Source organism: Frankia sp. CcWB3 (assembly GCF_977927595.1).
In genome coordinates this window covers 1-7951 of record NZ_CDWRCK010000197.1, presented here as the reverse complement: position 1 = coordinate 7951, position 7951 = coordinate 1, and the positions used below count along the sequence as shown (strand labels likewise).

Below are 7951 nucleotides of genomic sequence, written 5' to 3'. Positions count from 1 at the left end.
TATCGCAGGTACCAGCGGACAGCGAGGAGGCGCGCTCGCGCGGCACGTGGTTGGTCACGGCGCAGAGCTTGCCTGATCGCGTCGCTGCTTCCTCGGGAGTGCTGACGAATCCGCCGTTGATCTCAACGAATTATCTTTGAGGGATCAACACACTTAGGGGCTGTTGTGCCGCGTGCCTCTCTGGTGGCTCTGAGTGGCGGGGTTAGACTCCGACCGGCGGGCCGTTGCGGGCGAGAGGGGACTGGGATGCCGGCGGATTCTTTTGTTCACCTCCACGTGCACACTGAGTATTCGATGCTGGACGGTGCGGCGAAAACGGGCTTGCTTTTCAAGGAAGCGGCGAAGCTGGGGATGCCGGCCGTCGGGATGACCGACCACGGTAACATGTTCGGCGCCTACGAATTTTATCAGGGTGCGAAGTCCGCGGGTGTCAAGCCGATCATCGGGATTGAGGCGTACCTGGCGCCCGAGTCGCGCCATCACAAGCGGCCTGTCCTGTGGGGTGAGCGTTCGCAGCGCGACGTCGACCCTGCGGGTGAGGGTGGTGACGTGTCCGGTGGCGGCGCCTACACCCACATGACGATGCTCGCGGCCAACGGGGCCGGGCTGCGCAACCTGTTCCGGCTGTCGTCGATCGCGTCGATCGAGGGCTACTACCGCAAGCCGCGGATGGACCACGAGCTGGTCTCCCAGTACTCCGAAGGGATCATCGCGACGACGGGCTGCCCGTCGGGTGAGGTGCAGACTAGGCTTCGTCTGGGCCAGTTCGACAAGGCGCTCACCGCGGCGGCCACCTACCAGGAGGTCTTCGGCACGGACAACTTCTTCCTGGAGTTGATGGATCACGGTTTGCCGATCGAGCGCAGCGTCCGCCAGGGGCTGCTCGACATCGGCGACAAGCTGGGGCTTCGCCCGCTGGCCACGAACGACTCGCACTATGTGACCCAGGATCAGGCGGGAAGCCACGAGGTGCTGCTGTGCGTCGGCACCGGTAAAAAACTCGACGATCCGACCCGTTTCAAATTCGACGGATCGGGATATTACCTCAAGTCTCCGGAGGAAATGCGCAACCTGTGGGACAGTGAGGTCCCCGGGGCCTGCGACAGCTCTCTGCTTATCGCCGAGTGCGTCGAGTCCTACGACGATGTTTTCAAGTTTGTGGACCGGATGCCGCGCTACCCTGTCCCCGAGGGTGAGACGCAGCTGTCCTGGCTGCGCAAGGAGATCGACCGCGGACTGACGTGGCGCTTCCCTGCGGGCGTGCCCGCCGATGTGGTCGAGCGCGTCGACTACGAGGTCGGCGTGATCGACAAGATGGGTTTCCCGGCTTACTTCCTGGTCGTCGCCGACATTTGCAAGTTCGCGAGAGATCGGGGCATCGGGCTGGGTCCGGGGCGTGGATCGGCGACCGGGTCGATGATCGCCTATATCCTGGGTATCACCGAGCTGAACCCGATCGAGCACGCGCTGATCTTCGAGCGGTTCCTCAACCCGGAGCGGATCAGCCCGCCGGATATCGACCTGGACTTCGACGAACGTCGACGCGGTGAGGTGATCCGCTACATCACCGAGCAGTACGGCGAGGACCGCGTCGCGCAGATCAACACCTTCGGCACCATCAAGGCCAAGGCCGCGATCAAGGACTCGTGCCGGGTGCTGGGTTACGACTACGTCCTCGGCGACAAGATCTCAAAGGCGATGCCGCCGGATGTGATGGGCCAGGGCATCCCGCTGGCCGGGATCTTCGACCCGAACCATGAGCGGTACGGTGAGGCCGCCGAGGTCCGGGCCCAGTACGAGACCGACACCAAGGTTCGGAAGGTCATCGACACCGCGCAGGGGCTGGAGGGGCTCACCCGCGGCACTGGTGTCCACGCCGCCGGGGTCATCCTGTGCTCGGAGCCGCTGCTGGATGTCCTGCCGATCCATCGCCGCGACAATGACGGCGCGATCATCACCGGGTTCCCGTTTCCTCAGTGCGAGGAGATGGGCCTGCTCAAGATGGACTGCCTCGGCCTGCGGAACCTCACCGTCATCGGTGACGCGATCGAGGCCGTCAAGCGTAACCGCAACGTCGACATCGACCTGTCCACCCTCCCCCTGGAGGACACGAAGGCCTTCGAGTTGCTCGCCCGCGGCGACACGCTCGGGGTGTTCCAGCTCGACGGCGGACCGATGCGTAACCTGCTGCGCCTGATGGCACCGACGAAGTTCGGCGACATCGCCGCCGTGCTCGCGCTCTACCGGCCCGGCCCGATGGCGGCCAACAGCCACATCGAGTACGCCGACCGCAAGAACGGCCGCAAGGAGATCCTCCCGATCCACCCCGAGCTCGCCGAGGCGCTGGAGCCCATCCTCGGCGAGACCTACCACCTGGTGGTCTACCAGGAGCAGGTCATGGCCATCGCCCGGGAGCTGGCCGGCTACAGCCTCGGCGGCGCCGACCTGCTGCGCCGCGCGATGGGCAAGAAGAAGAAGGAGATCCTGGACAAGGAGTTCGCTCGCTTCTCCGCCGGGATGAGGGAGAAGGGCTACACCGACACGGCGGTCCAGGCGCTGTGGGACGTGCTCGTCCCATTCTCCGGCTACGGGTTCAACAAGTCCCACACCGCCGGGTACGGCGTCGTGTCGTTCTGGACGGCCTACCTCAAGGCCAACTACCCGGCCGAGTTCATGGCGGCGCTGCTGACGTCCGTCGGTGACGACAAGGACAAGATGGCGGTGTACCTGGCCGAGACCCGCCGGATGGGTATCCAGGTCCTGCCCCCCGACGTCAACGAGTCGGATCTGCGGTTCGGTGCGGTCGGTGACTCGATCCGTTTCGGCCTGGGGGCCGTCCGTAATGTTGGGGAGAACGTCGTCGCCTCGATAGTCGCGGCCCGGCGGAGGAAGGGCGCGTATGAGTCGTTCGCTGACTTCCTGCAGAAGGTCGACATCGGGGTGTGCAACAAGCGCACCATCGACTCGCTGATCAAGGCGGGGGCGTTCGACTCGCTGGGCCATCACCGCCGTGTGCTGGTCAATGTGCACGAGAACGCGATCGACGCAGTGATCATCACGAAGCGGGCCGAGGCCATCGGCCAGTTCGACCTGTTCGGCGACGGGGGCGCCGGAGAGGAGGAGAGCCCGGCGCTAGGACTCGACCTGGACCTGTCCGGCCCCGAATGGCCGAAAAAGGAGCTGCTGGCTCAGGAACGCGACATGCTCGGCCTGTACGTGTCCTCGCATCCGCTGGAGGGTGCCGAGCGGGCGCTGGATCGCCACCGCGACACCCGGATCGTCGACCTCGCCGAGGCCAACGACGGGACGACCGTACAGATCGCCGGCATCATCAGCAAGATCGACCGGCGGATCAACAAGAACACCGCCAAGGCGTGGGCGATCGTGACCGTCGAGGATCTCGACGCCTCCGTCGAGGTGCTGTTCTTCCCCCAGTCCTACGAGGTCCATTCGTACGCGCTCGTGACCGACGCGGTCATCTCGGTGCGGGGCAGGATCAACGAGCGGGAGGGGTCGGTCTCGCTGTTCGCCCAGGACCTGACGGTGGTCGATGTCGCGACGCACGTGAACGGGCCGCCTGTCGTCATCACTCTGCCGTCACACAAGATCACACCACCGCTGGTCGATGACCTCAAACTCGTCCTGACGACTCATCCCGGGACAACTCCGGTGCACCTGCGTCTCGAAGGCCCGCAGAACACGCATCTGCTCCTGCTCGAACTCCAGGTGCAGGCGAGTAGTTCGCTACTCGGGGATCTCAAGGCCCTGCTGGGTGCCCGAGCGGTCACCGTATGAGCGACCCGTCGCCGGAGGCGAGACAGCCTGCCGAGGTGGTGCTGTGCTCGACGGATAGTCCGCCGCGTTGCTGACACACTGGGTGGCAACGCTGGCCGTGCCGGCCGTCGACCTCCAGGCGTGGGAAGTCGACTATCAGGCGTGGCTACGAGGCGACCTGTGACACCCGGGCAGGTGCGTGTGGTCCGTCCGGCCAGGTCGGCAGCGTCGGAGCAGGCCGCAGCGGTACCGGCTGGAACATGCCCCCCGCTGCCAGCGGGTGAGCGCCGAGGCCCAACGGTAGATACGCCGTGCCGGAGCGGCGGCCGACTTCCAGGCAGGGGTACGGGTAGGCGATGGACGGGTCGCCCAGGTACAGCGTCTCCAGGTCGACGAGGCCGCCCAGCCGGGCGACGTTGAGCGGCTGCCCGTCGTAGGAGTCGTAGCCGAACCGGGGATGGCTGAGGTCGACGTTGTCAACAGCGACGATCCCGGCCTGGACCGCGGCCAACTCGTCGGCCAGTGGCCAGCGGTCGTACCAGTGGGCATCGAGGTAGACCAGCGGCCGATCGAACCGGCCGGTGAGCGACGCCAGCACAGCCGCGGAGTCGCCGGTCACCACGGTGGTGTTCGGCCGGTCGCGTAGCCGGGTGTGGGCGAATGCGGCGTGCTCCTCGACGACGTCGCAGGTGATGATCGGCAGAGTGGGGTAGAGCCGGGCGAGGTAGTCGGTGGTGTCGCCGAGGAAGCAGCCAGTCTTGATGATGCCGTCACATCCATAGGCGTCGATCAGGTAGTCGACCTGCAGCGCGGTAGTGATGTCGAAGCCGAACGGTCCCCCGCCGTCGGAGAGGCGAGCGCAGCCGGCGCGAAGGGTGGTGTAGAAGGTGTCCAGGAGGCCGATCGACGGCTGGTACATGGCAGCCTTTCACACGCTGTGAGTGTGGCGCAGCCAGCGAGGGGACTCGAACCCCTAACCGCTCGATTACAAGACGAATCACCGCGTATCGGAGCATGCCGGAACGTGCCGCCCCGTGCCGCAAAATCCGAGGTCAGGGCGATTTCCGTGCCGGAACGTGCCGGCCGATGCCGCGCCGTGCCGGAGCATCCGCGCACACAATGCGCACACAGGCCGCCCGGGTGCGGCGCACGACACACCGACATGGCAGACATACATAACTTTCTGGACACAGAGACGCTCCGACTACGGTACGTAGTTGATTGCGGTCTAGTGTGGGACCTGCGCGGAGACTGCGGGCCGGATCGGGGGTAGCAGTACTCAGTGGAGCGGGAGTCGACGGACCCGTACGTGGGTGGTGCTGAGCGATATGACGACGCCCTGTTCGAGGTCGGCTTCCAGCGCAGGCAGATTGGCCAGCAGCAGGGCGGCTTGCGCGTCGGGCTTGAGCTGGTCGCCGGACCGGAGCAGGACCAGCGAGGGAGCGATGCCCCGGCTGAGTGCGAGCAGAGTCGTGAAGTCGCTGTCGGCGGAGATGATCGAACGTCTCTCGGTGACGGCGAACGCGCTGACCTCGGTATCCGGGGAACCGCCAAGCCCGTGCTCGAGGACGTGCGTTGCGTCCATGCCCTTGTCGCGCAGCAGTTCGGCAACCCGCGGTGAGAGGTTCTCGTCGACGAGAAACCTCATGCGGCGATGAACGGACGCTCTTGCGGCATTGTCTCCGCGGCAAACGCGAGAGCAGCGAGCACGTCGTCGCGGGTGAGCGACGGATAGTCGGCGAGCAGTTCCTCGACCGTCGAGCCGGCCGCGAGCTGACCCAGCACCGCGGACACGGTGATCCGGGTACCACGAATCGCCGGCGCACCCGCCATGATCGCGGGATCGGCGGTGATGCGGCTGACGACGGCCATGGCCAGGAGTCTACCGTCGGAGGCGTGTGGCATCGGCGGAGTCCGGCATCGCGGATCCTGATCAGTCATGGCTGAGTGACGGGTCGAGGCCGTGCCTGTCCACCGGTTCCGGCGTCGGAGTTCGCGGGGTTCCGGTTCCCACCCGAGGTGATCGTCCTTACGGTGCGGTGGTACCTGCGGTTCGCCCTGTCGTACCGGGACGTCGAGGAACTGCTCGTCGAACGCGGTCTCGCGGTCGATCACGTCACGATCTACCGGTGGGTGCAGCGCTTCACGCCCTTGCTGGCCGAGGCGGCCCGGCCGTGTCGACACCGACCCGGGAACAGGTGGTTTATCGACGAGACCTACGTCAAGGTCGCCGGCTGGTGGACCTACGTGTACCGGGCGGTTGACCAGCATGGCCAGGTCATCGATGTCCTGGCCAGCACCCGCCGTGACCAGGCCGCTGCCCGGCGCTTCTTCGTTCGGGCACTGGCCCAAGGTCGCCGGCCAGCCGAGGTCACTACCGACAAGGCGTCTGTCTACCCGCGGCTCCTCGATGAGCTGCTTCCCGAGGCCTGCCACATCGACGCCGCCCGGGAGAACAACCGGATCGAGGCCGATCATGGCCGGTTGAAAGCACGGCTCCGGCCGATGCGCGGACTGAAACGGCTGCGTTCGGTCCAAACTGTCAGTGCCGGGCACGCCTTGGTGCAGAACATCCGCCGCGGCTACTACGAACTCGGGATCGACAGCAGCCCGCACCTGCGGCTGGCAGCCGCGTTCACCGAACTCGCCGCAGCAGTCTGATCAGCAGACGCTCCGGTCGCTGGCATGTCCAGCTTCCCCGCAATGCAACAGCGCCCACGGGACCGGCCGATGGTGACGGAATGTAACCGCTTTGGGAGGTGGCATTGCGACCGCGGATCCCGACTCAGGAGCCCGAAGACGACACCCCGTCGATGATCGTTCTGAGCGCGACCCTGCCGAATGCGCACACAATGCGCACACAAACCCATTTCGATCTTGAATAGATGATCTCCGATTTCGCGAAACCGCAGGTCAGAGACCATCTGTCTGGAGCCGGCGAGGGGACTCGAACCCCTAACCGCTCGATTACAAGTCGAGTGCGCTACCAATTGCGCCACGCCGGCGGATGATCTCACGATACCCGACCGCCGCACTGAGACGCTGAGGCCATCGGCCGGTTCGCCGCCGGCCGCGGTTCGCGGGCGCCGCCGGCTCGGCAAGATCAAAAGGGTGCCCGTGGCGTGCTCCCGCCGGTTGCCCGGCTCGAACCCGGCGAGCACCTACAGCCGGTAGACGTGTCGGGACCCGCTCCTCGGCCGTGAAGCGGGCGAGGAGCTCCCGCTCGGCCCGCTCGGGCCTAGTCAGCCCGGTCAGCCCGGTCAGCCCGGTCAGTGCCGCCATCGGGGTACCCCGACCGGCACCGATACCGCCGTCCACATTCTTGCCACCGAAAAATGTGGTGCCGGAACTGGTGAACAAATTTTGTCACAGCGGTTGTCGGGCAGTTCGTGGCGGTACGGTCGATCACGAGGCCAGGCGTGCGGGAACGCCGTAAAGTGTGGTCTCTCGTGAATCGTCTCTAGAATTATCGGACGATGATCCCCACCAAAGAGCCCCACCAAAGGGGACGTAATGAAGTAACAAATACGTGATCGAGAGCATCATCGCAGGTCACAGGCCTGTGGAGGGTTCGAAACGCGCAAGTTATTTCATTTCGACTCCAAAGAGTAATTGACGTTGCTTGCCCGCGAGATAGGTTGTCCAAAATAACGAAGGGCCAACCATGCTGATCGTTGCGTTGACAGGCGTCGCACGTCTGTGTGCCCGCCATCGCTGGATCGCGGTCGGCATGTGGGCGGTGCTCCTCCTGCCTGCGGTGTTCTTCGTGATCGCAGGTCACGCGCAATATAGCCACGATGTGTCGGTTCCCGGTTCCGAGTCGCAGCGGGCAATGAATCTGGCGCGCAAGGTGATTCCAGGCGGCGTCCTGCCGGACACCGAACAGATCGTGCTGCACGCCAGGCGCGGCACGCTGGCGGACCCGCTGGTGCACCAGCAGGTCGAGGAGTTGCTCGCCGACGTCGGGAAGCTGCCGGGGGTACTCACCGTCGCCGACCCGTTCGGACCACTAGGCAGGACGGTGCTGGGTGTGTCACCGGTCAGTGCCGACGGGCGCACGGCGGTGGCTCCGGTAATCATGAAAGCGTCGGCGCTCGAACTCGACCTCGGCGCGATCAGACGGGTCTCGGCCACGGCCCGGTCCTACAGCGGCCCCGAGCTTCAGGTGGGGTTGGGC

General features: G+C 65.5%; 6 protein-coding genes, 1 tRNA gene and 1 pseudogene. 3 read left to right on the top strand and 5 right to left on the bottom strand.

Annotated features, from left to right (window positions below):
* The first annotated feature begins 246 nt into the window (after positions 1-246).
* Entirely contained in the window at positions 247-3795 is a 3549-nt protein-coding gene (dnaE, locus tag ACY5KJ_RS14795) for a DNA polymerase III subunit alpha (RefSeq protein WP_462203606.1), read from the top strand.
* A gap of 145 nt (positions 3796-3940) precedes the next feature.
* Here dnaE and ACY5KJ_RS14790 read toward each other — a convergent pair whose 3' ends face one another.
* From ACY5KJ_RS14790 to ACY5KJ_RS14780, 3 genes are all read right to left on the bottom strand, one after another.
* Positions 3941-4693, bottom strand: a complete 753-nt coding sequence (locus ACY5KJ_RS14790; protein WP_462188311.1) for an O-methyltransferase — start codon at positions 4691-4693, stop codon at positions 3941-3943.
* A gap of 360 nt (positions 4694-5053) precedes the next feature.
* The gene (locus ACY5KJ_RS14785) at positions 5054-5422 is read right to left on the bottom strand and encodes a DUF5615 family PIN-like protein (RefSeq protein ID WP_462203605.1); all 369 of its coding nucleotides are present in this window, start codon (positions 5420-5422) and stop codon (positions 5054-5056) included.
* Positions 5419-5646: a DUF433 domain-containing protein gene (locus tag ACY5KJ_RS14780; protein WP_035953249.1), complete on the bottom strand. Its 228-nt coding sequence runs from the start codon at positions 5644-5646 to the stop codon at positions 5419-5421. The genes ACY5KJ_RS14785 and ACY5KJ_RS14780 overlap by 4 nt, the downstream gene beginning before the upstream one ends.
* Positions 5647-5721: 75 nt before the next feature.
* Between ACY5KJ_RS14780 and ACY5KJ_RS14775 the strand changes: the two genes are divergently transcribed.
* Positions 5722-6435 carry an IS6 family transposase gene (locus ACY5KJ_RS14775; protein ID WP_462203604.1) on the top strand — a complete coding sequence of 238 codons (714 nt, stop codon included), beginning with the start codon at positions 5722-5724 and terminating at the stop codon, positions 6433-6435.
* Positions 6436-6703: 268 nt separating this feature from the next.
* Here the strand turns inward: ACY5KJ_RS14775 and ACY5KJ_RS14770 are convergent.
* Positions 6704-6779 (bottom strand) — tRNA-Thr (locus tag ACY5KJ_RS14770).
* Positions 6780-7179: 400 nt separating this feature from the next.
* Positions 7180-7320, bottom strand: coding sequence for a hypothetical protein (locus ACY5KJ_RS14765; protein WP_462203603.1), 141 nt, complete (start codon positions 7318-7320; stop codon positions 7180-7182).
* Between the two features lie 118 nt (positions 7321-7438).
* Between ACY5KJ_RS14765 and ACY5KJ_RS14760 the strand changes: the two are divergent.
* Positions 7439-7951, top strand: a pseudogene (locus tag ACY5KJ_RS14760) (MMPL family transporter); the annotation flags it as partial.